We start from the raw sequence: 24,848 nt of genomic DNA on the forward strand, positions 1-24,848 counted from the left end.
TCCTCGCCCGCGCCTCCGGCGCCACGGCCCTCGTCGCCTTCGCGACGCTCCACCAATACCCGTCGCAGATCAATGCGCCGTGTGAGAAATGCGGGTTAGGCCTTCATGCTCGAGTTTGGTATTGCCGCTATGGAAAGTCCTCGCAGTGCGTTGCAAACAACTCTTCCGCTCGCTACACCCTGCAAGATGTCCGCTCGATCTGGCGAGCCGATCGAAGTGAGGTGGACTTAGATCGGTAAACCCTCGTATAGCTCGTTCCATCTTTCTTTATACCGATCGCCCACCTCCATATAATTGAACATTGGCGCCCAGCCAGCTATCGGAGCGTAGACGCTAGCACCCGGAATCAGAGCTGAGTGATACGCGTCCGTCTGGGAAAGAAGGGCTTCTCTTGCTCTCAGAATCCTTCTGACCTTGAATCCCGACTCACGTTCCAAGAAAAGGGGTACTAGATGGCAATTGCCTCCACGATCATCGGTCGGATGGACAGCAAAAGCGGCAGCGGCGAAGTGCTTTTCATAATAGGAGGTTGACCACCGGATACCGATGTTCGGCCGCTCAGCCTATCTCTCTTGGACCGGGCATCCCTTGCTCCCGTATAGCGCGGCATCTCATGAAACTTGGCCCTAAGAAAAATGGTAGATCTGGCGTCGTCTTGGACGCCGTCAGGCCGCGGCCGACCTTCGTACGCCTGGTTCGCCAGCGCCCCGATATTCCAGCCGACCTGAACGGCTAGCTTCAAAGCCGCGTTCCGGAGAGTGGACCTGCGACGACAGGGATGTCTTTGATGCTGGCTTGCGACTACGAATTGATGAGCATGATGGATCACCGGCTTGATGATGCAGCTTCCGGCCAGTACTTGGTGGCAGCAGCTATGCCAACGTCAGACGGGTATCCGGCTCGTTGGAAAGAGGGATGCCGAGATGCTTGATACATCGCGAAATGTAACTGGATCGACCGTGCCTGATACGCCAGAGGCAAACGATCGCGATTTAGGTTTGGATTTCGCCAAAGGAGTGCTCATCATTTTGGTGATCGTCGGTCACCTGATCCAATATATCCTCTACCCAGCGGAAGGCTTTTGGGATTCGCCATGGTTCAAATGGATCTACATGTTCCACATGCCTCTCTTTATGGCGATAAGCGGATATCTTTCTTGCCGAGCGCTATTGCGAAAGTCGTTGACGCAAGCCATCGGTGATCGGGCGATGCAGCTCTTGGTGCCCATGCTGTTTTGGTGCGTTCTGCTGGAGACAGCAAAGTTGGCCGTGCTTCCCCGTGCGCCTGACGCATCAGGGAACATTTTGCAATTTCTAAACGATTTCGCCGGCACATACTGGTTCATCTGGGCCGCGTTCGTTTCTTTTCTTCTCGTCAAAATTCTTTCGGTCTTCAGTCATAGGTCGCTCTGGGTCTTATTCGTATCGGTCATTCTGGTCGCACTTGCACCTCTGACATTCTCCATATTTCCTGTCATAAAGTATACTTACCCGTTTTTCTGCTTGGGATACTCATTTGCGCAGTCGAGAGACTGGTGGAAGAGCATAACGCGATCACTCAAGCCGCTCTTGATCGTGCCTCTCTCGATAGCGGCTTTGGCGTGCTTCCTAGCCTGGCGCAAAGACACTTACGTCTACAACAATCTCGTCCTGGTCCAAGATATGCAGTCGGCAAAAAACGTGCTTCTGATGTTCTTTGGCTCTGCAGCGGCCTCAGCGATCATGATTGAGCTCTTCCTTCAATGCTGGAGAGTTGGCCGATCAAATCGAGTGGTCCGCTTTATCGCCGTGGAAATGGGACAGAGCACGCTGGTGCTGTACTTGATCCAGGGCACGGTATTTCGTCTTATGGATTCGATGCAGTACGGGGAACTTTCGGATCTCACAACCAGGTTGGCCGTGGCGGGAATTCTCGGAACAGCGATTGTTCTCGTCGCGCTAATGGTTCGCCGGACCGTGCGCGACATTCCCTATCTGTCTCAGCTGATTCTTGGAACCTCACCCCGGCTCCCCTTGTCTAGCGGGGCAGCCTGCGGATAAGGAGCTGTAGCCGAAATCTGGTCAGGAGGCTCTTAGATCACTGGAGAGCCGGCTGCTGGTTCGTCTCGTCGGTGCGTTGAAAGAACTTGCGCGCAATTTTTCCGAACCGAGAGGCTGGCAGCCGAATTGTGGGCATCCTCGATGAATTAGAAGAATATCAAGGTAGACACCAACAGATTGAGGGCGTGTTCTGTTTGGGGCGTGTGTGTAACGCTTGCCGGGTTATGCACGTATGACAGTCCGACGCTTGCATATATCCCCGGAGCGAAATGCGCGGTATATGTTCCCGTAATTGCAGTGGTATCGCGATGCGCAAGCTGCCCTTTTGCCAAGGCAGCATCCACTGCAAACTTGCTCCAGGCGGTGTTGGTGGCAACGAGAGCAATCAGATCACTGGGCCGGCTATCAAAAGGTCCCTTCGCATAAAGACGAAGCTCGTAATACTGGCTGATCCTGTTTAGGTCTGGCGGAGCTCCCATGATGGAGAATCCGCCATAGATGCCGCGAGATGGCGTTCCCTGGACGTCACTCTGCCAGAGCTGCCTATCAGCCGCGATGTAGTAGAAATCGTTCGCGGTATGCCTTTGTTGATCCGGATCCGCCAAATTCTTGTAGCGGCTGCTGTTGAAACCAGCGCCCGCCCGCAGCCACGTGTCCGCTACGCCGGGAGCAGCCTTGCTCTTGTAGCCAAGTTCATCAACGAAAAGAATGCCTGTATTGGCCGTGCTCCAGTTCAAGCCGGTGGGATTCTCGGTTATCTGGGCATAGGGCCCATCTGGACTGATCGAGCGCTGGACGGAGACTTTGTTGTACAAGCGATCGTCAAAATTGTACTTCAGGTTGACCGCCGGCGTGGGTGCGGCATTGGTGCTCATCCCTGCCTGGAGCAAGGCAGACATGTTCGATCCTGTAATCCCTCCGAACAATGTGCCGGTGAACTCATTTTGATTTCTCAGATAACCAAGTTTGAGTTCGAGTTTTCTGTCGAAGAAAGTTTGGTAGTAGGCGAGCGTATTGAGTCCCACTCTATCCGGCCCCGGACGATCCCATGTCGAGTACTGCTGCTCGGCTCCTACGACAATCTGGCCATCGGGAATACCAAACCGGCTGAGATCGTAGGTGAGGATCAGAAAGTTCGCCGAAGCAAATGTCGGATTCTGGCCCATATAGAGCTGGTTTGCGATAGTGCTTCTGGCTGCATTCGGCAGCTGGTTGTTTGCAAAGGTGTTATGTGTCCAGCCGATATAGCCGATGCCGACATCCGCCAGCGCGGATCTAACGCCGCCCGTGTCCTGGTCAATCGTATCGGCAGGGCCAGGTATGTTGAGCCACATCCCTTTTTCACGCAGATTATCGTAGCTTGCGAAGGGGCCGATCGTCTTTTGCGCTCTCGTCCGAGCAATCCTGTCGGCATTGCTGCGCTTTGCGAGAGGCATATCGGGACTTGCGGCTGGCGCCAAGGCACGGGGGCCGGTTGCCTGACCGATCAGGCCGGTCGGGAACCTTGTGGCCCGATCGGAAGCCCTTTGAGTTCTGCTTTTGCTGGCCTGATCCGCAGCGTCGCTCTTGGGCTCAAGCTCGTTAGCGGTTTGTGCCGGCGCGGAATTGCCGACCAGGCAAGCCGCCAGTGAAAGTGCGATAGAAAGCCCACGTTGCTTCCCGGTCGGTCGAAAGTTCAAAGCAAGTGCTGCCGTTGCCCAGTATGTCCGAGGCGATGTCGTCCTGGGACGGCAATCAGGCATAGTGTACTTCTGGTCCGTGTCTGCTAGCCATGAATGGGTTGAACTCCGGCTTGATTGGCCCCCAGTGGACACCCAACTGTTCGCGTGAGAGGGCGGGGGGTGTCGCCCTAAAATAAGAGGCCGTCGATCTCGGCGAGATCCGCTTAGTCTTCGTGGATTTCGTCACTCGCGGGCGCGACCATGGTCTGCAACCTGTTTGTGCATCATGCGCCGTCGCGCGGGAGCGAGCGGCGCGCTGGATCGGCGAGACGCTGACGACGAGCGTGCGGAGCCTCGCTGTCTTGCCACCAAGACATTGCGAGCGAACGCTTTGCTCGGCCACTGGGTAGAGGAGTTTGGCGCGGCCCGGGCTTTTTGTGGAACGCGTCTTTCTCGACGAAACGCCGGTCGGCAAAAAGCAGGGCTCGCTGTGCGCGAGGCGTGGCTTGATGAAGCTTCGTTGGAATCGTGATCACCGCGAGAGGAGACGATTGACAGGCGCGTAGCCCAGAGAGCGTTGCAAGCTGTTCTGTCGGCGATCGCACCACAACGTCCATCATGGTGGCACGGGAGAACGGACGAATCACCCTTCGAGCAGCTTTGATGGCTGCGAGCGAGCAGTTGGTAAATCCATCGGCTCCGTTGGCGCGGTCAAATCCGTCTTGCATTCCGAGTCCTTGACGTGCGCGGCGTTCGTTGCTCCCGCTTGCCAGTGCCCGTCATCTCGAGCAACCTGCCGAGATTGGTAGTTGACCATTTGCAATCCTTGCCGGCCCAATCTGGCATTGTGGCTCGAGCGCTCAGCGCTCGCGCTTTGCGTGGCGCGTCCCGGATGAGTTGCTGGACAAGGTAAGGCGGAAGGCGGAGCTCCATCGCGAAGACACTTCAGTGGCCGGCTCGCATTCGGGCGCCGGCAAGGTAAGAAAATCTGCAAGGGGTCTTCTGAATGACGGGAAAATGCTGCGACATCGCCGACGAAGACGAGAGCTATTACTCACGGGTGGCATTATGATCCAGGTGTCCCGCGCAAAATCTCTGTTTGCGTTGCTCAAGAAGTGGCGCTTTATAGGACCCAAAAGGGGCTCAAACCATCGGGGGAGATTGCGAAGAATGATTCTGTCGACGCTCGCTTCGCCCTGGAGCGATGAGCATCGCAAGCTCTCGCGTCGACCAAACAAGCGTATCGGAATGGGGATGTTGGGCGAGGGACGATGGGGATGATTGATCAAGCGGCCGCTTCGGATTTGCCGCCGCTCTTGCACAGCCCCTCAAGACCCATTTTCCGGGTTTCGGTGCTCGTACTTGTCCTTCTCGGCTCGTGTGCTGCTGGCGCATGGTTTTGGGCCAACCTCGAGGTGTTTGTCGAGACGCCGGTAGCCCGCCAAGTCGCTTCAACGATGGGCCTGTCAATGGAGGGCAGGGCATCCCTGTCCGAAATAAAATGGGCACAGCAGAAGGCTGGCGATGAGATCGCAGAACTCAACCGCCGGATCGATGCCCAGCGGGAGGACCTCAAAGGGATCCTGGATCAGATCACCGTGCTGACGTTGCGGATCGTCTCGTTGCAGAATCTGGCACCTGTCACTTCTGCTCCTTTCGTTGCTCCTTCGTCGCCGGCCCAGGCGGTTTCGAGCCCGGCCAGGAAACGCCTCGGGCGGTCCAAACTACAGGGAGCTGTTTCCGTCGGAGGCGCGCCAGTGATCGCACGACCGAAGGCAGGCGAGCTTTGATCTCTCGGAACGCTACAGGCATGGTCGAGTCCCTGGCTGCGCTCGAGGGGGTGGGCCGTAGTCTCGCAAAGCGCCTTGTGGCCGTAAGATACCCGAAGCTTGCGAGGGCGCCAGCGTCCCCAAGGGCGCGTTCGCCCAGGACGTCACCATCGTTCGAGAGCACTCTGGGGCAGGTAGGCAGACCGCATGATCGAGGCACGGCCCTGCACGGCGGAATCCGCCGCGCCGCTAATCAGCCCTCGGCCTTACCTGAAAGATCGTGTCATCCCAGTGCACTGCATCCTCGAAATCTCGGCTGGCTGCCGGAGTCGCTTCTTCGATCGCTTGTTCGCGAAGAGTTCTTACGTTGCGGACCTGCTCATATGCGTGGCTTTGTCAATAGGGTATGCGGTCGAGGTAAGCGTCGAACGCGGCGGCAACTGCGCGAATGACAAAACGGTGCTCCTGCTTGACGCGGATGAAACCCCCTTTGATGTCCACTATCCCGTCGTCAGCAAGCATTCCCAGGCGGTCAGCTGAATCGAGAAAGGGAATCGGATCAAATCCGTGGGCAGCGCAGATCGCCGGTACGTCGGCCTGGAAATCGCACATCAGACGCTCGATGATTGCGGCCCGGAGGCGATCTTCAGCGGTGAGGCGGTGGCCTTTTGAGGTTGCCAGACGGCCAGCTCTGATGTGTTGGTTATAGGAAGCGGTTGCGATCTCGTTCTGGACGTAACCATTCTGCAGCCGGCCGATGGCCGACGGACCGAATCCGATCACGGTCTTGCACGTATCAGCCGAATAACCCAGGGAGTTGCGGCGCAGCTGACCGGCTTTCTGCGCCAGCGCGAGCTCGTCGTCCGGCAAGGCGAAATGGTCGAGCCCGATTTGGCGGTAGCCGGCGGAGACCAGCGTATCTGCCATGGCCGCGGCTTGCTCGGCACGGGCAACGCTGTCCGGCAGCGCCGCCTCGTCGATCTGGCGCTGACGTTTCATATAGGAGGGAACGTGGGCATAGCCGAAAACGGCCAGCCGGTCGGGCCGCATGGCCACGGCCGTCCTCGCGGAATTTACGCAGGACTGTACCGTCTGATGCGGCAGTCCGAAGAGGAGGTCGAAGTTGATGCGGCTAATTCCATGCTGGCGAAGGCTTTCGACGGCAGAAGCCACCTGCGCCTCGCTTTGCAGGCGGTTGACTGCCCTTTGAACCATGGGGTCGAAGCTTTGCACGCCGATGCTCGCGCGGCCGATCCCGGCCGCTCCTAAGGTTTCGGCCATGTCGGCCGTGAACGCGCGCGGGTCGATCTCGATAGCGAGGATAGCCGATTTGCTAAACGCGAAGCAGCTGCGCAGCAGCTCCATCAAGGCCAGGAAATCCGCGGGCGCGATAGTGGTCGGCGTTCCGCCGCCGAAATGCACGTCGTTGACGGGCAGAGAGCGCGGCGCTTGTTCTGCGACCAAACGAATTTCCTCCCGCAGCACCGCCAAATAATTGCGGATCGGCCGTTCGCTGCGAGCGAGGCTCGTGGGGAAGCCGCAATACCAGCAGATCGAGCGGCAGAACGGAACGTGCAGATAGAGCGATACGGGTTCGTCGGGTGGCAGCCGACTCAACCATGTCTCACAAGTCTTGGCGGCGACCGTCGCGGAGAAATCCGGTACGGTTGGGTAGATGGTGTACCAAGGCACGCGAGCATCGCAATACTTGTTCAGGAGTGAAGTCTGCAAGGCTTAACTTTCCCATGCTCATACAATATAAAGCTGGCCGATGCCGTCTCCTCTGTCCTTGCGCTATGTCAACGCGCCGCCCATTTTGTTCATAAGATCGGGGGTCCATCTCGATGTGCCCGCCAGCGGGCGGATGAGCGACAGAGCGCGGCAGCGAGAGCCGCTCGCTGGCAATCATTTGGATGCTGGTGGTAGAATGAACTCCCCACATCAGCATGGCTGAAGCGACTAGAGGTCCCCGCGCGCGCCAGTTTCAGCCGTCGACGCGCCTGAGCACCTCCTTGGCGGCATCGGCGATGGCGTGGACGCCGATGGTCACCAGGCGCTTGGCATTCTCCAGATGAGACTGACTTGGCGATCGCCTCGCAATAGAGCACTCGTTTAAGAATACATCGATGTTCCAGTGCTCGAGCCGGGTGGGCTCCTCGCGTTCGCGCGGTTCGGGAGTCGCCGCAATGCCATTGCCGGGTGCCTTGCTACGCGCGAGAAAGAAAATGTTCAGTATCACCACGAGATCGGACAGATGGATCGCGCGATCGCGCTGGTCGAGGTCGCGCTAGAACCGGGCCTGCAGATTGCCGGCGAGTGCCGCCCTTCGGTCTTTAACCCGATGACGAGGCCGAACGCCCCCTGTTCGACGACAGGACGGCCGTATTGCCTGACGCGAATGGAGGCGGCATAGAGCGATGGCTCGGTACTATCCCGGTCCGTCGTGGTCCGTGAAAAATGCAGATAGGTCTGAGGGATCGGAAAAAGTCATCTGGATAAAGTATCCACGGCGCGGTGCACTTTCACGGCACGCCGAAGAGCGCCGGCTGATCGCCCGTTTCGTGGTTCGAAGGCGCAAGCCGAAAATCGCACCTGTTTTTCGGGAAATAGGAGATCTCGTCGCGTACCGCGAGTCTCGCGCCAAAGGCCTGATTAAAGAAGTCAGGCGTGATGTTTTCAGCGGCCTTGATGTTTGCAGCTTGATACTTCTGGACCTCAACGTGTTGATAAACGGCGCCGCCCGCCCGGCGAGCCAATCTGCGCTTGGCAGCGCCGAATACGAGCTCGTCCAGCAGAGCAGGGCCGCGTGAATCTCTTTCAACCACAACGCTCACGCAGTATCAGATGTGGTTCGATTTATGGCCGATCTCCTGCGCTTGGCTTCATCTCATCGAAGACGAGATCTTCGACAGATTCCAGCCAATTTAGTTGCTTGTGCTCTGCTGTAAGAAAGTTCCCGAACTGAAGTATCGATTTGCCTTGAGGTGCTACGCTCGCAATTTTCGGTGCCGCCGCCGATTGCCTCTGCTCCCGCGCTATTTATCGTAATTAGCCTTTTTTGGAATCTGCCCCACGAGCGCGCGAGCAGTGTCGAGACATGTTTCCTGCTCATGCTCCCATCCGGGCTTGATGTCGAGCTCTGCAAGATCGGCTTTCAGGTGGTCGAGGCGGATGCTGTTGACACGTTGAAGGAGGTCATTCTTCTTCGAAGCGACTGCACCTAAATTTGCGACGAGGGCGTCGCCGTCGATGTTCTTGACGACTGCGAGATCGAATATGTCACGAAGCTTCAGCATCGTCGCCCGATGGCACATCTTCTTGAGCGCGATTTCGACCGGAGGCTCGACCATAATCTTGCCTTCCATCGCGGTCGAATTGACGTCAGGTCGAATTCTCTTTCGACAGGATAAAGGCCCGAAAATGCGTCGCTGACGATGAAGTCGATTTTCACCCTCGGGATATCTGAGCTTGAGATAGTGGGCGGCCTGTCCCATTCGGTGCAGTTCCACACGTCGGTGGGTCTCTGGTGACAACAAGGCAAGATATTGGGTCGTTGATGAACGCATCAATGTCCCGGCTCAGCCGGTGATCGGCGCAGAGCATGAGGGCTCTGCTGCCGCCGCCCAGCACCCAATCGGGGACCGGCTGGCCCCGCTGCTTGAGGTCCGAGAGCCCGTCGAGCGTTCGGCCAAGCAGTTTACGCCAGCCCTTCCAGTGCGCTCTCGAGTGCAGGACTGCTTTCGGCGGTGGCCGACTTGATCGATCCATAACAGGCAGCCAGGTGGTGGATGGGAATAGCGTGGAGCCGAGCAAACTCTAAAACAAGCTCGGGCCGCACTTCCGTAAGAACATTACAACATGTGCGATCCAATTTTGCCAATCCATCGCGGTGATGCACGCCACACGATCGATCGCACTCATCGTTCGGCGGTATCGAGCGTTCGTGGTGCCGAGAACGAGTTGATTGATGTTATTTGGTCTGCAGGCGCGATTGGAAGAGCGTCGGACGTTGTCCTCGGATTTCGTCGCGGGACCTGCGGGTTCGCCCTCCTCTGCATCAGAACCAAGCGCCCGCGCGAAGCCGCGCTGGCGATGCTCGAGCTGCTTCAGGATGATGACGTCGTTGGCGAGAATCCGACAGTGCGTTCCGACCAACCGGGAAAGGGAGTTCGCCCGAATCCATCCGCCGATAGACCAGCGGCCGTGAGATGCCGAGAATTTCGGCCGCCTTCTCGGGCGAGATCTCGGGGTCTGATTTGAGAAGGAGAACCTCACCTGTTTCAGCCAGCGCTGTGAGAATGCTTTTCATGGCACGTAGCAGGGACGGCGGCATTTCTGCCGCAAGTGGCATCAGCGTTGATGACGAAACGACCACCGTGTTCGAGCATCGCGGCGCGGTCCAGAAAGTTGGCTTCCTTACACGTCTTGTCGCGATCGCTACCTTCAATCTTCAGGCGGTCGAAGTTTCTACCACCAGCGATCTCAATCTGTAATAAACGAAACACACGTAATATCTGAGAGATCGCTGACAAGGGCAATTCGTGCTCTTTACCGTCGAATTCGGGAGCCCAACCGACCATCGACTGCCGCCAGCATCGCACAAACTGCATTTGCGCTCTGGCCCGAGCCTCTCCAGTTTCGCTACGATCGTCTTAATGTGAGCGAAGGAACTGCAACTGGCGCTTCGGAGGCCACCAGGCAAAAGCACCAAGATCGAAGTTCGCTGCGAAAATGAACGTCTTGATCATCCATGATAACGTTGAGCGACGAGATACTTTCGCGCGGCCCCCGCCAACCGCCTGTTGCGCTGCGAGCGGCGGGTACGATCCAGCCATCTCGTCTCATCGCAGCGAGGCATGTCTAGTGCAAGTCCGCGAAGCGAGTCGCCATGCGCAGCACCGCTCCGGCCGATGCCACGAGCAGCATGCACCCCGTTCCAAGCCTGGCGATGTCGGGACAAGAAGTTGCCTGTTAGGTGAAACCGCCGAGTGCGAGATGGTACAACCTGACGTTACGTGAGATTCAAGTCGCTATGAGCCGTGCATGAAAACATTTTTGGCTCCACGCTAAAAAAATGGATGAGCCTCAGTTCCGCCACGCTGCTTGTTTCATTTCCGCAAGCATCGTCACGGATGTACTGATGATGTTGGGGCGGGCCCGGCGCACTTCCAACCCCTGCAAAGTGCGTCGGGGCGCCTTGCTTCGGCAGCGTCCCGTCGCCAAATCCAAGCAGCGCGCCAATTCACAACCAGGTTTCAGGCCCGGCTTATCGCGAAGACGAGCCGGCCAGCTTTCTCACATGTGGACACTATCTGCGCTAGTTTGTTCTGCTTCAGCACTTCATGTCATTTGTTTCTGCGATCGCTCATGCAGCTATCGATGCTCGCGAGAGCCCGCGCAATTATGCAGTGCGGGTCCTCATTGGCGATGCCAGATCAATCCGATGCACATGCAGCTCTCACTGTTTCGCACGGGCCGCCAAGTGAGGCGTCGATCATCCCGTCCGTCTCGGTGCCAACGGCATCAAGTGGAAGATCCCGAGCGTTGGCGCAGGACGAGGTTAGAACGATCCCACAGATCCAGCTGATTGAGGTCGATCCACAATGCGCCAGCAAACGCCGTTCTGGTTCTGCAATGGCGCGAAGGCGTCGAACTCGTCAGCGGGGCGCGTCGGGTGAACGGATGGGGCGCGGCTGATTTCATAAGAGACGTGCGCGGACATTTGACTGCTTCGTGGCGGTGCGGCTCTTTGCCGCGCCTTCATCTTTCGCCAGTTTCGAATTGATTGCGACCTCCTGGCGCCCAGCACGTCATTATCCCTGACATCTCCATAACGAGCGGGCCGCAAGCATGGACCTAAGCTAACTTGCTCAGAACCTTGATTGCGAAGGCTTGCAGACCGTCTTCACCAAGCTTCTCGACATAGTTGACGCGCGAGCCGGCAACGAGATTGGCGCGGCCTTCTGCGTGTTTTCGGGTCAGAGTTGGAAGGCTGCGGCAGGCGCACTGGCGAGCTGGAGGCCAAGAGAGACCCGAGGCGCCCGTCGCTATAGAGCTGCACTCTCCCTGATCAAGGTCAACTAGTGCCGCGGCTCGCGCAAATCGCGCTGTCGCGTTTCCTCCCGATGTCATAATTGCTTCAATGCGCTGAATGCACGGAACCGAACGTCCGCCTTTCGAGCCCTTGTCGGGACGTTTGATTCTCGCGAACCCAAAAGTTGGTACGACACTTGCTGTTGTGATCCCACGTTCTCTCCCTTCTGGAGATGCGCATGCAAAGTGTCCTCTGCATCAAGCACGTCTCGCGACTCCGCGTATCTCCCGTTGCGCCCCTGACGCGGCCATTATCTACCCCTTCGGTTCATTTGCGCTCGCCCTGCCCAATGGACCCGCTCAGACGCCGGGCAATCATGCTGGGCGGTTACCTTCCGCGTCGACTGGTCCCTGTTGCTCACCGAGCGCGTTCTCGATGCCGGAAGGCGGAGGAACAACCACAGGCTTGCGATGCCCATGCGCAAGATGGGGCAGACAAATGACGCTCGTGTCGTGTTCGCCGGCAGGGTCGATGCCGATACCCCGCAGGTCGAGCTCGGCCGCGCCAATCGCGTCAGCGTGCTCTACCTCACCTGGATCGCGAAGGTCAGCGCCCAGGACCTCCTCGTGCTCGGCGTTGAGACAAGGCGAAGCGCTCTTCGGGCAGAACCCCGGCGTCCTGCAATCCAATCTGAGAAGTGTCGATGTCGTAGCCGCTGATGTTGTTTGGTGCCTATCGCCAACTGAGTCTCCAGGGGACGTCGGATCGTGTCCGATCGGCTGGTCGGACAGCTCCGCCAGACCAGCCGTCAGATCTTCTGTCACTGCCGCTATTGACGGGGCAATTGCGCGTCAGCTCGGCATCGAGGGCGCCGACCATCAACACAGACGCCGCGGCGATTTTCGGTTTCGCCAGTGCGTCATCGGCGCTCCGGACAGATCACATTGAATGGGCATCGGCGCTGTGGCTTCGGCGTGCAGCCTCCGACGAAAGATAGCGGCGGCACCCCGCCTGTGTGATGGGGATGATCACGCGCCGCAGCTGACGGCAGGCAACGAATTCGGCAATGACGTCTGACGCAGCATGCGAGCGCTGCAGAGTTCACGAAGAGCAAACCCAAGAGTTCAGGTCATGCAATGGAACTTGGCTCCGCCTGAAACAAGCGTAATCGAACGCCGTGACACCGACCTTAATCGGCGTCCTGAGGCGCCCACCATGGACCTTTTCTGCTTCACTGAATGCGCAAACCAGACGCATTCGCTCAGAGCACTATTCGAGCTTCTTGTAAGCTGTGCGACCGAAGAGGGCTTCAGTGAAGTGGCTTACAGCGCCCTCAACTTCATCGAGCCACTTCGGTTGGCGGAGTATCCACCCCCGACCGTGGCTGTGAAGTGGCCGCCAGAGTGGTGCGACCGATACTTCAAACGCAAATACCATACTATCGATCCGGTGGTCCGGCGGACCCCGATGCTTTCAAGGCCGTTTTTGTGGGATCAACTAGCCGACCACTATCAACTTCAACCCGACGAGAAGCGTGTACTGGACGAGGCGAGAGAGGCAGGACTGAAGCATGGCATGAGCGTGCCATTGTTTGGTCCCCTGGGCCGAGTATCTGTGGTGTCGTTTGCATCGCCGTCCGATGATACTGATCCTCAGGACCGCATCGGCCATCTTAACGCACTGGCCTGGCACTTTCACACCGCCTATGGCGAGATCGCTCGCCCCTGCAATAATAGCGGTGAGAAAAAAGTTGCACTATCGCAACGGGAGATCGGTTGCATGCGGTGGGTGTCAGAGGGCAAATCGTCTTGGGAAATTGGGAGGATACTGCAAATCAGCGAGAATACAGTCAATTTTCATATCAAGAATGCGATGCGAAAGCTGGGCGCGACCAGCCGGATCCAGGCGATCGTTATGGCCATTCGCCTCAATGTTCTCTAAATTCTTGGGCAAGCGCCAACTGGCTAAATTGCTGCTCCCTGCCTCTGGCAAGTCTCAGCATGATACTATCTACCGAAACTGCAGACGCAGCGCTCCGTCGAGACAACCGATATTAAATCTCACGCCGCGTCAGGTTGTTGAGCTCCGTAAACGTCGATGACGTGTCGGATCAACTGACTTGGAGCGCCACCGTTGGAGGCCCCGGGGACGTCGTGCCATCCAGCCAGTGATCTAGCTTGGACCAGCTCGAGCCTGGTGCTTCGGACAGTGCAGCAGGGGGGCCGTTGGAAGTGCCTGAGGGAAGAGCCCCCACCGATGGTCGGGGCTCTCGATTCACCGCCGCGTGGCGATCACTATTGGGCAAACACCGGACCGAACTTGTAACTGAGTCGTGCCGTGATGAGCTCGACGTCCCGGCGGATGCGGTCGGCGCCAACGGCTGTTAGAAAGGTTACGTTGCTGCCCTGCATGGACAGGTGGTCGTACTCGACGCCGGCTGACTAGCTCGGTGTGAGGCTGACTTCGATACAGGCGCCGAGCGCGCCGCCCCAGCGCACATCGTTGATTCTGGCAATCTCGGCCTAGCAGCCACTGAGTTGACGTGATAGGTGTTGCTGGTCACCGCGGCACCGCCCTTGGCGTAAAGCAGCACGGCATTGAACGCGTAGCCGATGTGGCCGGTGAGCAAGCCGAAGGCACCTGCCTTGGTACCAATGGTGTCTGCTGGGAAGGCGGTCCTGACATTTGAGCCGCTGAAGTCGGCCCAGTTGCCTTCGATGCCATAGACCGTGTTGAAGATCTGCCAACGATAGCCAATATGGCCTCCGATGGTGCCGCCAGTCGAATTATAGCCGCCCTCGGAAGTGACGCCGTTGAAATCCCAGCGATTGTGGCTCGAGCCCCAGCCACCATTGATACCGATATAGTAACCGGTCAAGTCGTTGACTGCGGGTGCGATCAGCGCGGGGCGCCTTGATGTTGCCGGGCTGCACGGCGAAGTCCGCGCCAAATGCGGGAGCGGCCGCACTGAGTGCGCCGATGCTTGCAGTCAGGGTCAGCAAATTCTTCATTTCGAGTGTCGTTCTTTTTGATCCCCGGCACCGTGCGTCTTAACAACATCATTGCGATTGCTGAAACTGCGGCACAAAACTCTTTCGGAAGAAGTGGGTCGAATCGAACGCCGCGTCAGATTGTGGAGCGCGCAACCATCGCCATGCACAGCCTCGAGCGAGGTGCTATGACCTGAGAGGGAGACAACTTCGCAGTGCGGGAAAGGCGAATTCAGATCAAACAACGTTGAAAGGAGCGACAATCTTCAATCGTGCAGCGTATTCCTTCTTAGAGCGTGATCCATTCATGATGACCATATGACGTGCTCGGCTCGCACGTCACTAACGAGCTCCAAAGCCAAGCTCCGCAAGACTTGCCGGTGCTCGGTCCTGTTCAGCGAGTGTCCTCACAGACGAAGAGCGCTGATCAAAACACGCGTTTGGGGGCGATCAAGCTCATCCCAAGTGCACGACGGCGATGCGACCGTTTGCAATCGGAGCTGGCGCGGCGATCACCGATCCAACTCGCAAAGATCTCGACCTTTGGACTAGATGGTTCGACGTTTTGCATGGTGTTCCCTGATCTTGACGCGCTCGGATGGGCACTAAAGATAATGCTCCGAATTGCAGCCCGGCTCATTCTTTAGCCATTGTTTTGCTGAGCGTCGCTTGGCGACGCGGCGCACTTGACGAAGCGCCACCTTTGACGTTGGGCAAGTCCGTGCTGGACCAAGGGCAGGAGTATCGCATCCGTCATCTAGCGAAGTAGGGAAGCGCGCCTATGCCGGCTCGTCGCAGCGGTCCTCTGGCTTCGGGCTGACTAAATCTCGCGGGCCGCGAGAGATGCACACGCAACTGTGGTCGAGGACGTGATCGCCTCCAGCGGGCGCAGAATATGAGCGGGGGAAACTCAGCTCGCACACGACCAATCCCGGCTTTTGTCTGCTGCATAACACCGCAGCGAACCGTAATGAAGCCGGTCTTTCCCGCAAGTTGAGGTACCGGGGAACCCTATTGCTTGGGCGACGACGCCAGTTCGGCGCGTAAATTGCGTATTGCCTCGTTTGCAAGATGCACTGTATTCCGCTCGCCGTTCCTTACCGAACGCTCCAGGAAAGCGCGCAATCGGCTATGAAGGACCGTCTTGAGATTGTGCGCCAGGAACGGATCCTTTTCAACAAAGCGCCACGCCTTGTCAAACGCAACGCTCACGAGAGGCTCTAGCGCTTGGACTTGTTCGGATAAGGTCTGGTCCATCTCAAAACTCCACTCGAGGTCCAGATACGAGGCGTGTGGGCTGGCCCAGCACGTAAGAGGTCGGGTCGCTCGCGTATCGAGCTGCTCTCGGCCCTACACTGACGATTATATAGGCGCTTGTTGAAGTTCGGATGACCGGGCGTCTTTATGCCACACTCAAGTCGAATGGCTCTGCATCGCGTGAAATAGACATACGTTGTCGCATGCTTCGCCGCCGGATTTCACGTGTTGTCTGGAGTCGATCAATAGCGGTAGCTCTTCTAGGCAATCGGAAGATCGGTCGTGCTAATCGCTGCTACAACGACATCGCGCAGTGACCGTTCAGCACCTTTCGCAGCCTCAAGATAAGGAGCGTTCTAACCGCAGTACTGTCCGCTTATTGTGGTCCTTGGTTTCCAGTCGCGTGGCATATTTCGGACACTGCTCGTCTGCTTTCCGACATGTGTCCGCGGCGTGCGGGCGTTCTGTTGTTCGATTCTTGCGCGTTGCCCGGTGCGTTTGGTGCCGCGTCTCCTCCAGGCCGGGGGCACCGGAGAAGAGGGTGGCGAGGCGCACTTCAGCCGGCGACATCGGTCGAGTGGCCGGGAGACGGTGCTCGAGGCGGCGCTCCGGTGTCCTTATTTTCGTCTGTGGACCGTCACCTGAGCAAGGCAGGTGGCCCTGATCGTAGGCCGATACGCGTTTTCGGCAGGACGGCCGATGATAGACGGAGGTCGCGATGCGCGGTCCACATTATCAGCCAAAGCTAGCCATGATTTCGGATTGGATTGTGGTTGCGGTGTAGAGAGAAACCTCCAGCGGAAGGTTCCCGAATGCAAGCTGGCAAAGCAGGTAGTTGGCACCTGCTTCCTCCATCTGATCAAGAAGAAGCTATCGGACGGAAGCCGGCGTTCCGACGACGCACAATTCGCTCTCAAGCGCTGCATCGAAGCTCAGCGGCAGGGTAGGCGGTGTCGGAATGGCATTCAGCTAGTAAAGGAATTTAAAGCGCTCCAGCCATCTTCGCTAAGCAGTTTCGGCGGCCGCATGAGCGTCTTGGTAAGACTGCGCAATCACGATCATGCGAACCAGCCCAAGAAACGGCTCTCGCCCGTCCGCGGTTGCATTGTGCGCTCGATGGGAGCGGAACGCATCCGTAACATTTCGGACAACACAGGAGTGGCCTATGCAAGCCAGATTGGCACCATTTGCAGCGGCCCAATGTGCCGACTCGGCCCGATTACTCGCGATCCAGGTTGGCGGATATGGACGCTGATGAGGCCTCAAAGTTAAAGGAATCTTGCTCAGCTCAAAATGGTGTCCCTGATAGGATAACGTATGCCCTTCAGCGCAATATTGAGGATTTCGCTGGCCTCCTTATAACGGCCTGGCGCCGCGTCCGCACTGATGCCGAAATGGCCCCATTCGATCGGCTCCGACACCGATCTCGAGCCTGCCGCCGCTCAATTGGTCAAGCATGCAGATCTCTTCGAATGCGCGCAATGGATGATAGAGGTTGAGCAACAGGACAAGCGGACCAACGCGCAGTCTCAAGGTGCGCTGCGCGACGCTTGATAGGAACAGAGTTGGCGACGGCCCTCTGCCATGTGGCGTGCAGTGGTGCTCGGCCAGGTGATAAGCCTAAAAGCCCAGAGAATCGCACACCTCCGCCAACTTGAGACGATCTTCGTATCGTCGTGCGACATCGCGGCCGTCGTCGTCCAAGTGGTCGAAAATGCCGCAGGTTAGTCTTGAAGGGCAGGCCGCTTTTCACTCGATCATCTCCGATTGTAGGACGGGAGTCCTGGTTGCTTCATGCCGTCGCGCTCGAAGACAGTTTCGTGCGTCATTTGACCGCCTAGGGTCGTTCTCTTCGGGGGCGTCGCTCTGAGCTTGCACGATGTGATTGGGTCATGAGGAGCTGCAGATGGCGGTCCCGACCACTAGTCTGATAGCCGCTCGCGAAGCGCCGCCACAACGAGCATGTGCTCGACCATAAGCTTCTTGAGATTCGCGTTCTCATCTTCCAGGGCCTTCAACTGCTTGGCCGCAGAAACGTCCATGCCGCAGAACTTGGCTTTCCAATTGTAGATCGCAGCTTCAGTGGTCCCGTGCGTGCGAGCTAAATCAGCTGCTTTCGCGCCAGCCTCAAGCTCCTTCAATATCGCGACAATTTGCTCTTCCGTGAATCTTGATTGCTTCATCGGTCCGCCATTCTTTGGGCCGGACTTGCACTCCAGCTGGAAGAAATACTCAATGAGAGGTCATCTGCCGCACGCTCTAGCATGAAGCGCGTGTCGGAAGGCGTTACAGAAAGCTCGAGTTCAGCGAAGTCGGCTGCAACTGCCTGCCGTTCATGCCGGATAGGCCGACGGTTGTCCTCGAGAGCACAACGATGTCCAGGGATGCGGAGGCCGATGGTATGGCTGATCACATTCATGTTGAAAACATTCTGGATCTTGTAAAGCCACCCGATTGGTGCCTCGCCATGGGCGGCCTGGCGGCTGTTTGCCTCAAGGTGAAGTCGTCCCTTGGATATCGGCAGTGCCGTTCGATGGCGGCAACCAGTGAGCCTTGCATTAGGGCGTCGGGCAGCGGGAATGGGTTCTCATTGATGTCGGGGTATGGCAGAACGACCAACGGGCGACCACCGGAGCGCCATGGAAGCATACAGTTTGCAGTGTTTCGCAGCACGTGGACTCCCTAAAGTTTCGTAGTGCAAGTGCATTTGTCAGCATGCGAGCTCGATAGAGAAATTGTCGCTGCAAATCGAGTTTCATAGCTACTGTTGTGTGAAGCATAACCGCGAGCACTTCGCGACAGCGCCCATCAGAACCGCTGCAGACAGGATGGATGAGCTGATTTGAAGAAGAAGCCGATGAACCAACGCGGCCAACATCGGCCGATCAAAAGGCTTGGCAAGGACGAGTAGCAACACTGAGCCTTGGCACGGGTACTATCTGTCTATCATCGGACGTAGCTCCTCCTCGCCGACATCGGGTAGCGCTGCGAGCGCTGCAGCGAGCGCGAAAAGTGCTCCAAAAGCCGCGAGTATTAAAGAGCACGTGAGTATCGCTGCACCAACGTCCTGAGAGCGTATCATCATCTGTGTCACTGGCTGAGTTTAGGCAAGCTATGTTCGTGTCGATCAATTGTGCGAGACAGCTTCAACACGCCCGTCGCGCCAGCGGTAAACGAGAGAACCAGGGGCCGCGTTGTCTCGTATCGAACCGGACCGGGCCAATCGCGGTACCGATCGGCCGTGAACGCAGTGCGTCGGCGACCCGCGCAGCATTGAAGGAGCCGGCTCGCTTCACCGCCTCTGCCCATGCTTGGACGGCTGGATAGGCGTACAACGTGTCGCCTTCGACGGAAAGGTTGGAAGCTCTGAGACTGGCCGCAATGCCGGTCACACTGGCATTCTTAGTGGTGCCAGGCATGAAGGTAAACAACGTGTCAGTTCCGGCACTGCTGGTGATGTCCCAGAACTCAGAAGTCATCAACGGCTCGTTCGCCATGACGATGAGGCCGGCAGCTGCGTCTGACGACTGGCTTACGATCAGTCCAATTTCGGTGTGATTGCCGCCGATATAGGCGACCCCACCCCATCCTTCTTGGAGTCTTGAGACCAGCGCCGCATAATCCCTTTCGCCGGTTACATCGGCTTTGCCGAATGATGTGTGCACCCGATCTCTGAAGCTGTGCCGCAACCACATCGGCAATGCCCTTACCCGCGGACGCAGAAGAGAAGCGCTGCACTTGCAGCTGAAGCGTAATGCCCATTAAACATTGTAGATCTCCCAATGCTCACCTGAAGTGAACCGCCAGCCTTGCGGTCAGACGTGCCTGCAGGTCGATGCGGTCTGCCAAGCGAAGCCATGCGTCAGTTCGGCCAGGCTGCAACCACGGTAGAGCCTACAATCTGACGTTACGTGCGGTTCAAGCCCCTTTTTGAAGGGAGCGTTCGATCAATGCGTCAGGGGAGGGCGGATCGACAGGCCATGGCCGGGAAGATCTGCCCGGTTGAGCCGTAAAACTGCCAGCGGACATCAGAGCCGCCAGATCAATCGACACGTCATCGCGCTTTCATCTTGACCAAGGCCAATCGGCAATCATGTGCGCAGCCAGCGTGAGGCCATCAGTAGGGCTGCTCCTCCAATCCGGCGAGGGCGAGATTGAGATATTGCATCAGGCAGGGATCCCAACCGGCCAGACTGCGGGGGGCACTTAACCGTGCAAGGACCTTCAGGATCGTCGAAACGCGTGAATCGGCTCCGGCGATTTCGGTGATCAGCAAGCGCGCCGCAGCCGCGACAGCCTTTGCGCGCTCGCCGCAAGGAGGCTCGCCCCTATCCATGCAATCACGGAGGTCATCGCGAATCCGTCGCCACCGCTCCTCGCGATCTGCGGCTAACTTGCATGGGCATCGGGACGTCCGACTACGCGCCTCGACCTGGGACATCGCATCCAAAGTGGCAGGCAGCTCATCTACACTTACCTGGATTTCACTGTCTGTCGTCATGTTGCGTATACGATCTCGCAACAGGGTTGCATGAACGACCTGACGTTCAATCCCCTCCAAATGTTTGCGCAGTAGGTCCGTGAGCGAAGCCGTGCCATCCATAGCTTTACGGATCTCGCCAAGTGAGAAGCCAAGCCCACGTAGCGCCCGAATCTGATGAACCCGTTGAACGCTTTCGCGGTCGTACATCCGGTGGCCGCCGTCCGTACGCTCTGAGGCGGCTAGGAGTCCCGTGTGCTCATAGTGATGCAGCGTGCGTACCGTTACTCCGGTCGCCTCCGCAAGTTCGCCAATGCGCCATCGACGCCTTCGTGGTGTAGCTTTGCTCATGTTGTTCAATTTCAAAGCCTACAACCTGACGTGACGTATGATTCAAGCTATTTCAAAGCTCTAGCTGGATCGTCTTCCATTCCAGCGCAAGAGTGGTGACTATCCTCATAATGGCGGGCGATCAACCCTGAGGGGAAATGGCGACCAACAAGGTCATCAGGCCTTGCAGTTGGAAATCGCCAGCCGCTGTACGCTCCAAGATGAGTTTGGCGATCACTGTTCGATTTTCAGGAGTTCGCATCGGTGGCGGTAACGCCGTGACTGCGCCATCAAAAAGGCTTCCCAAGGCGGAGAGTTCTTCGGGATCGAATGCACCGCTGTATTGCTCCAACGTTCAGCTCCTTGTTTGTCGTTGCGGCAGGGATAGCGGACGTCGTCAAGGCGTTTGGCCGCGGTGGGGCCAAAAGAAGTCAGACCGGCGGCGCAGCGCAATGAAGATGCGATGCACTCTAAGGTGATGCGACAGGGCAACAGGTGCGTGAATCCTTCGCTTCGAAAGCGCACGGCAATTGTCGTCATCTGCTCAATCGATCAGAACCGCGTTCGCCGTGCGTGATGGTGCGACTCCGGCGAAGCCGAATCGTCTCCGCTCATTAGGAGCACTACTGATTCTGAGAGTTGACGGCGAGCAGCCCGAGCGGGCCCTGGTGTGTGTATCGAGGCTGGTGCGCCCGGAGGCAGGGCAGCAACGTAAAGACCTAGCTTGAGCGAGGCAGCGCGCGCCTCGCGTTCCGTCTCTGCTGCTGGACCCTTTAAAACCAACGGCAACAGTCGGCTTAAGCCGCCGTTCGCACATCAGGCCCGATGCCGACGTGCGAACAAGCTAAACAACGGCAATGATAGCCATCCATGCAGTGAAACTACCGGACCATTATCCAGCAACAATCGGTTCGAGCACAACAAGCCTAAATTGCGCGCATTGAGATACGCGTCCGGATACAAGGTTCGCGCACTTTGCGAGCATCCTTACGGAAACGGCGAGACAGATCTTGCGAAGTCTCTGTCAGTATTCGCTAGTCCCGAAGCGCAGATGGTGGAGCCTCGTCACGCGCGGACCATCGCAAGAACAGCGAGCAAGCGATCGGCTGACCGCCAGTTGCCTGGAAGCCTCCGGGGGCCCTGAAGCTGATCGATCTCGCCGCTCCGGCGACGCTCGCAACACGACCCGGCCAATTTATTGTTGGCAGACCAGCCCCAGTGCGTATCGGGCCAGAGCCGTAAGTTCGCCGATGCGTCCCTGTCCATGGCCGCGTACCGCAGCGTTAGTCACGGCGGGTAGCCTACATCCTGACGCGGTGTGAGGTTCAAGCGGTTTAGTTGGCGAGCCAAACAGGCTCAATTGAGTCTCGATCCTAGAGATCCTTCGACGTGCGCGGCCGCCTTCTCATTTCATCGTCTCGCACGGCGCGAGAGCGGCGAGATGAACAGCGGTCAAGAAATTCCGGGCGTGCTTGTCGTATCGGGTGGCGATTCGCCGGAGGCCCTCGAGCCTGCAAAGCAGCGCTCGATGACATTTCGGCCTTTGTAGGCGCGCTTGTTGAAGCGATGGATGACGACGCGGTTGGATTTGTTGGGAATGACGGGCTTGGCGCCGCGACGCACGATTTCGTCGCGAAGGTTGTCGCTGTCATACCCTTTGTCGGCGAGGAGCGCGCTCATCGGCGGCGCGAGCGCCAAAACATCGAGCGCCGCCGCGGCATCCTGGCCGGGGGGCAGATGCAGGACGACCGGTCGGCAGAGCGGATCGCTTAGCGCATGGATTATTGTCGTGCGGCCCCGCGCGAGCGGCCGATGGCTTGGTTATGCTCTCCCCCTTTTGCGCCGGAGGTACACCGGTGAGCTTTAATCAAGGTCGAGTCGAGCGACAACGCGACGGCATCTTTGCCGGGCTTGGCCAGTGCGTCAGAGATGGTGCACCATCGCCCACGCTTGGCCCAGCGGTTGAAGCGATTGTAGACGGTCGCGTAAGGACCGTATTCGCGAGGGCAATCGCGCCATCGCGCCCCCGACTGCAGCATTTGAGTGATCCCGCTGATGATGCGGCGGTCGTCGTCCCGCTCCGGTCCCTTTAGCCCCGTCGGCAGATGAGGCTCAATACGCGCCCATTGCCTATCATTCAGCCAAAACAAACCCGCGCGCATTCGCTCACCCTCGAATCAAAACGTTCAAGGCAGGCGAATCACGCGGCGCTTATTAGGTACAGACCCTAGTAGTATACCTGCAACGTGCCGAGAGCGGCTCTTGGTAAACCGAGAGCGTTTTCCACTTGATATGGGCCGCTACGCGTATTCGGCATGCGAAAGTAGTTCGCGCACTGCTCGGGGTGCAAATGTTCTGATGAGCGTGCCGATCAGCTTCATCAGCGTTGTCACGGTGCGAGCGGCACCCTTGCGCAGCGCCGTCGTCAGCTTCGAGAATGCCATTTCGATCGGATTGAGGTCCGGCGAGTGGGCCGGCAAATAGCGCACCTTGGCGCCGACCGCTTCGACCGCCTGGCGAACGCCGTCGATCTTGTGGGTGCGCCGGTTATCCATGAAGACAATATCGCCTTTGCGCAGCGTCGGCGCGAGGATCTGCTCAACATAAGCGAGGAACGATGGCCCATCCATCGCGCCGTCAATGACATAAGGCGCCGTCAGGCCATTGATGCGCAACGCGGCAACGAGCGTCAGCGTCTTCCAGTGGCCGTGCGGCACGCTCGCAACGAGACGCTCGCCACGCGGTGAGCGGCCGCGATGTCGGACCATCTTGGTCGTAACCGCCGTCTCGTCGATAAAGACGAGGCGCGGCGCATCAAGCTTGGATTGCTCGACCTTCAGCTCGGCACGCGCTGCAGCGACATCAGGACGATCCTGTTCGGCGGCGTGCAGAGTTTTTTTTGAACGTGATATCGTGGCGTTCGTAGAAGCGCCAGATCGAGGTCGTGCCGATTTTCAGCCGCTTCTCGGACTTGAGCCGCGCGCGAATCTCTTCGAGCGTCAAGTCCGGCTCCGCTGCGACCAGATCAAGCAGCCATTGGCGATGCGCCTCGAGCGGCGAGCGACTGTGGACCGTGCCGGGTAGTGCCGCGACACTACCCGTTGTCGCCCAGCGCTCGATCCAGCGGATTGCGGTCGAGGCGCCGAGACCGAGCGCTCGCGCCGCTTCCCGTCTGCTCTCGCCGTCCTCGACAAGCGCGACCGCCCGCGCCCTGAGGGTGCCTCGAGTCCCTTCGCCATCGCGCGACCTCGCCGTTGCTGTCAAAGCAACTCGAATCTGATTTGCGCGCCTCTGGGAACCCCCTTACTGTTCCGATCCAGATCAACCGAAAACCGCTCTAGCAGCGCCTGCGATTTGGGGGCTCTTGACGCGCAGAGTCCATGTTGGATGCCTCCTCCAACAATATCCGCCGCATCCAAATGCTCGCTGGATCGGTGTTGTGCAACGTAGGCCACTGCACGGCCTCGGTGAATGCGGGCAGGGGGAGCGGTGGCTCGACGATCCGCAGGGGCATCCGCTTTTCGAAGTATCTGGCGAGCCGTAAGGGCATTGTCCCTATCCGGCAGGTGTCTAACAATATCGGCGGAATCAGGCTAAAGCCCTGCACAACGACCTCAATGCGTCTCTTGAGGCCGTGCTCAAGCAAGAACCATTCTTCGATGTTGGGTCTCAGCGCCCGTCCGAACTTCGCCGTAACGTGCCCCATCGAAATATATTTCTTGAACGTAAGCTGTTGTGGCAGCTGCTTGTTCGTGCGGCATCCCACGCATACGAGGGTCTCGTCGAATAGCGTGGCCTTAGGATGCGCGCTCGACATGAACAATTCCGGCAGAATGAGAAAGTCGACCTCGCCCCGGCGGAGCAGCTCGTCCGGTTCATCGGAAAATGGCAGCAATTCGAAGCGGACTGCGGGAGCTTCCTGTGCGATACGATCCACAATTCTCCGAAAAAAGACGATTGTCATGAAATCGGAGAGAATGATCCTGAAGCGACGGCTCGACTGAATCGGGTCGAAGGCGTCCCGCGAAATGATCGAAAGCTGGATGTGCAGCAGGGCCTCGCGAACCGGTCCCGCAAGGGCCTCTGCGCCAGATGTTGGGACGAGTTCGCGACCCCTCATCGTAAACAGTTCATCGCGGAAATAGGTGCGCAGCCGCGCGACTGCTGCGCTCATAGCGGGCTGGCTCAGGTTAATCTTGCGCGCCGCCGCTGTGAGATTGCGCTCCGTCATCAGAGAATCGAGCGCAACGAGAAGGTTTAGATCGAGTCCCTTGAACCGCATGCTGTG

At 58.1% G+C, this 24,848-nt stretch carries 16 protein-coding genes and 3 pseudogenes; 3 read left to right on the forward strand and 16 right to left on the reverse strand.

Annotation, left to right across the window (positions count from 1 at the left end; translation table 11 throughout):
* Nucleotides 1-923 precede the first annotated feature (923 nt).
* Nucleotides 924-2,039 (forward strand): nodulation factor fucose acetyltransferase NolL, encoded by a 1,116-nt coding sequence (gene nolL / locus ABIB78_RS34200; RefSeq protein ID WP_429032986.1) that lies wholly within the window; start codon nucleotides 924-926, stop codon nucleotides 2,037-2,039.
* 146 nt (nucleotides 2,040-2,185) lie between these two features.
* Here nolL and ABIB78_RS34205 read toward each other — a convergent pair whose 3' ends face one another.
* A complete protein-coding gene (locus ABIB78_RS34205; RefSeq protein WP_429032877.1) occupies nucleotides 2,186-3,718 on the reverse strand; it encodes a carbohydrate porin in 1,533 nt (510 codons plus the stop codon).
* A 1,259-nt stretch (nucleotides 3,719-4,977) separates the two neighbouring features.
* Between ABIB78_RS34205 and ABIB78_RS34210 the strand changes: the two genes are divergently transcribed.
* Complete coding sequence (locus ABIB78_RS34210) at nucleotides 4,978-5,490, forward strand: hypothetical protein (RefSeq protein WP_429032879.1); 513 nt, start codon at nucleotides 4,978-4,980, stop codon at nucleotides 5,488-5,490.
* A 375-nt stretch (nucleotides 5,491-5,865) separates the two neighbouring features.
* Here ABIB78_RS34210 and hemN read toward each other — a convergent pair whose 3' ends face one another.
* The 5 genes from hemN to ABIB78_RS34235 form a co-directional block, all read right to left on the reverse strand.
* The gene (hemN, locus tag ABIB78_RS34215; RefSeq protein WP_429032881.1) at nucleotides 5,866-7,200 is read right to left on the reverse strand and encodes an oxygen-independent coproporphyrinogen III oxidase; all 1,335 of its coding nucleotides are present in this window, start codon (nucleotides 7,198-7,200) and stop codon (nucleotides 5,866-5,868) included.
* 253 nt (nucleotides 7,201-7,453) lie between these two features.
* Nucleotides 7,454-7,708 (reverse strand): hypothetical protein, encoded by a 255-nt coding sequence (locus ABIB78_RS34220; protein WP_429032884.1) that lies wholly within the window; start codon nucleotides 7,706-7,708, stop codon nucleotides 7,454-7,456.
* 283 nt (nucleotides 7,709-7,991) lie between these two features.
* The gene (locus tag ABIB78_RS34225) at nucleotides 7,992-8,303 is read right to left on the reverse strand and encodes a hypothetical protein (RefSeq protein WP_429032886.1); all 312 of its coding nucleotides are present in this window, start codon (nucleotides 8,301-8,303) and stop codon (nucleotides 7,992-7,994) included.
* A gap of 201 nt (nucleotides 8,304-8,504) precedes the next feature.
* On the reverse strand, nucleotides 8,505-8,963 hold the full coding sequence (locus tag ABIB78_RS34230; protein WP_429032888.1) for a nucleotidyl transferase AbiEii/AbiGii toxin family protein: 459 nt from the start codon (nucleotides 8,961-8,963) through the stop codon (nucleotides 8,505-8,507).
* Between the two features lie 786 nt (nucleotides 8,964-9,749).
* Nucleotides 9,750-10,049: a hypothetical protein gene (locus ABIB78_RS34235; protein ID WP_429032891.1), complete on the reverse strand. Its 300-nt coding sequence runs from the start codon at nucleotides 10,047-10,049 to the stop codon at nucleotides 9,750-9,752.
* A 2,669-nt stretch (nucleotides 10,050-12,718) separates the two neighbouring features.
* On the opposite strand from ABIB78_RS34235, the gene ABIB78_RS34240 reads away from it, so the two are divergent.
* Nucleotides 12,719-13,444 carry a LuxR family transcriptional regulator gene (locus tag ABIB78_RS34240; protein ID WP_429032987.1) on the forward strand — a complete coding sequence of 242 codons (726 nt, stop codon included), beginning with the start codon at nucleotides 12,719-12,721 and terminating at the stop codon, nucleotides 13,442-13,444.
* 451 nt (nucleotides 13,445-13,895) lie between these two features.
* Here ABIB78_RS34240 and ABIB78_RS34245 read toward each other — a convergent pair whose 3' ends face one another.
* The 10 genes and pseudogenes from ABIB78_RS34245 to nodD1 form a co-directional block, all read right to left on the reverse strand.
* Nucleotides 13,896-14,381 (reverse strand): outer membrane protein, encoded by a 486-nt coding sequence (locus ABIB78_RS34245; protein ID WP_429032893.1) that lies wholly within the window; start codon nucleotides 14,379-14,381, stop codon nucleotides 13,896-13,898.
* 1,123 nt (nucleotides 14,382-15,504) lie between these two features.
* On the reverse strand, nucleotides 15,505-15,750 hold the full coding sequence (locus tag ABIB78_RS34250) for a hypothetical protein (RefSeq protein ID WP_429032894.1): 246 nt from the start codon (nucleotides 15,748-15,750) through the stop codon (nucleotides 15,505-15,507).
* Nucleotides 15,751-16,755: 1,005 nt separating this feature from the next.
* A pseudogene (locus ABIB78_RS34255) lies at nucleotides 16,756-17,361 on the reverse strand (LLM class flavin-dependent oxidoreductase).
* Nucleotides 17,362-17,678: 317 nt separating this feature from the next.
* Nucleotides 17,679-17,933 (reverse strand): annotated as a pseudogene (locus ABIB78_RS34260) (transposase); the annotation flags it as partial.
* Nucleotides 17,934-18,896: 963 nt separating this feature from the next.
* Nucleotides 18,897-19,415, reverse strand: a complete 519-nt coding sequence (locus tag ABIB78_RS34265) for an ABC transporter substrate-binding protein (RefSeq protein ID WP_429032897.1) — start codon at nucleotides 19,413-19,415, stop codon at nucleotides 18,897-18,899.
* Between the two features lie 452 nt (nucleotides 19,416-19,867).
* Nucleotides 19,868-20,581 (reverse strand): MerR family transcriptional regulator, encoded by a 714-nt coding sequence (locus ABIB78_RS34270; RefSeq protein ID WP_429032990.1) that lies wholly within the window; start codon nucleotides 20,579-20,581, stop codon nucleotides 19,868-19,870.
* Nucleotides 20,582-20,702: 121 nt separating this feature from the next.
* Nucleotides 20,703-20,912, reverse strand: coding sequence for a hypothetical protein (locus tag ABIB78_RS34275; protein ID WP_429032899.1), 210 nt, complete (start codon nucleotides 20,910-20,912; stop codon nucleotides 20,703-20,705).
* Nucleotides 20,913-21,965: 1,053 nt separating this feature from the next.
* Nucleotides 21,966-22,722, reverse strand: a pseudogene (locus tag ABIB78_RS34280) (IS5 family transposase).
* A gap of 138 nt (nucleotides 22,723-22,860) precedes the next feature.
* A protein-coding gene (locus ABIB78_RS34285; protein ID WP_429032902.1) for an IS630 family transposase occupies nucleotides 22,861-23,824 on the reverse strand; the annotation gives its coding sequence in 2 pieces (ribosomal slippage) (nucleotides 22,861-23,460 and nucleotides 23,462-23,824; 963 coding nt in all).
* A 73-nt stretch (nucleotides 23,825-23,897) separates the two neighbouring features.
* Entirely contained in the window at nucleotides 23,898-24,842 is a 945-nt protein-coding gene (gene nodD1, locus ABIB78_RS34290) for a transcriptional regulator NodD1 (RefSeq protein ID WP_429032904.1), read from the reverse strand.
* Between the last annotated feature and the right edge of the window lie 6 nt (nucleotides 24,843-24,848).

Origin of the sequence: Bradyrhizobium sp. I1.14.4, from assembly GCF_050435825.1 — a bacterium.
GTDB lineage: Bacteria > Pseudomonadota > Alphaproteobacteria > Rhizobiales > Xanthobacteraceae > Bradyrhizobium.